The following is a 1,012-nucleotide window of genomic DNA, read 5'->3' as shown; positions in this document are numbered from 1 at the left end:
CATTCGGAGTTTATCTGAATTCGGTAACCCGAGATGGGCCCCTAGTCCAAACAGTGCTCTACCTCCATCATTCTCAATTCCGAGGCTAGCCCTAAAGCTATTTCGGAGAGAACCAGCTATCTCCAAGTTCGTTTGGAATTTCACCCCTAGCCACAAGTCATCCAAGCACTTTTCAACGTGCCCTGGTTCGGCCCTCCAGTCAGTGTTACCTGACCTTCAGCCTGCTCATGGCTAGCTCACACGGTTTCGGGTCTACAACATCGTACTCTTCGCCCTATTCAGACTCGCTTTCGCTACGGCTCCGCATCTTCTGCTTAACCTCGCACGATATCGTAACTCGCCGGTTCATTCTACAAAAGGCACGCCATCACCCATTAACGGGCTCTGACTATTTGTAGGCACACGGTTTCAGGTTCTCTTTCACTCCCCTTCCGGGGTTCTTTTCACCTTTCCCTCACGGTACTGGTTCACTATCGGTCACTAGGTAGTATTTAGCCTTACGAGATGGTCCTCGTTGATTCCGACGGGATTCCACGTGTCCCGCCGTACTCAGGATTCCTTCCATGCATTTCACAATTTCACCTACGGGACTCTCACCCTCTCCGGTTGGCCTTCCCAGACCACTCGGCTATCATGATTTGTCAATTATGAAGGTCCTACAACCCCGGCTAGTGCCGGTTTGGGCTCTTCCCACTTCGCTCGCCGCTACTACGGGAATCGATTTTTCTTTCTTTTCCTCCAGGTACTTAGATGTTTCAGTTCCCTGGGTCTGTCTCCTATATGGCTATGTATTCACCATATGGTGCTAGCGTATAACCACTAGCGGGTTTCCCCATTCGGATATCCCCGGATCAAAGCTCACTTACAGCTCCCCGAGGCGTTTCGCCGTTTGTCGCGTCCTTCTTCGACTCCTAGTGCCAAGGCATCCTCCGTGCGCCCTTATTCACTTAACCTATAAAAAATAATTCTTTATTTTTTTCTTCTGTTTGAAGATATCTAGTTTTCAAAGATC

Annotated in this window: 1 rRNA gene; it reads right to left on the bottom strand. The window is 49.5% G+C overall.

What is annotated here, in order from left to right:
- Positions 1-953 (bottom strand): 23S ribosomal RNA (locus I2H39_RS28760); the annotation flags it as partial.
- Positions 954-1,012 lie beyond the last annotated feature (59 nt).

Origin of the sequence: Clostridium sp. 1001283B150225_161107_B6 (assembly GCF_015556325.1) — a bacterium.
In the GTDB taxonomy this organism is placed as follows: domain Bacteria; phylum Bacillota; class Clostridia; order Lachnospirales; family Lachnospiraceae; genus Enterocloster.
The sequence above is the reverse complement of the archived record's forward strand: the minus strand, read 5'-3'. Positions and strand labels throughout refer to the sequence as shown.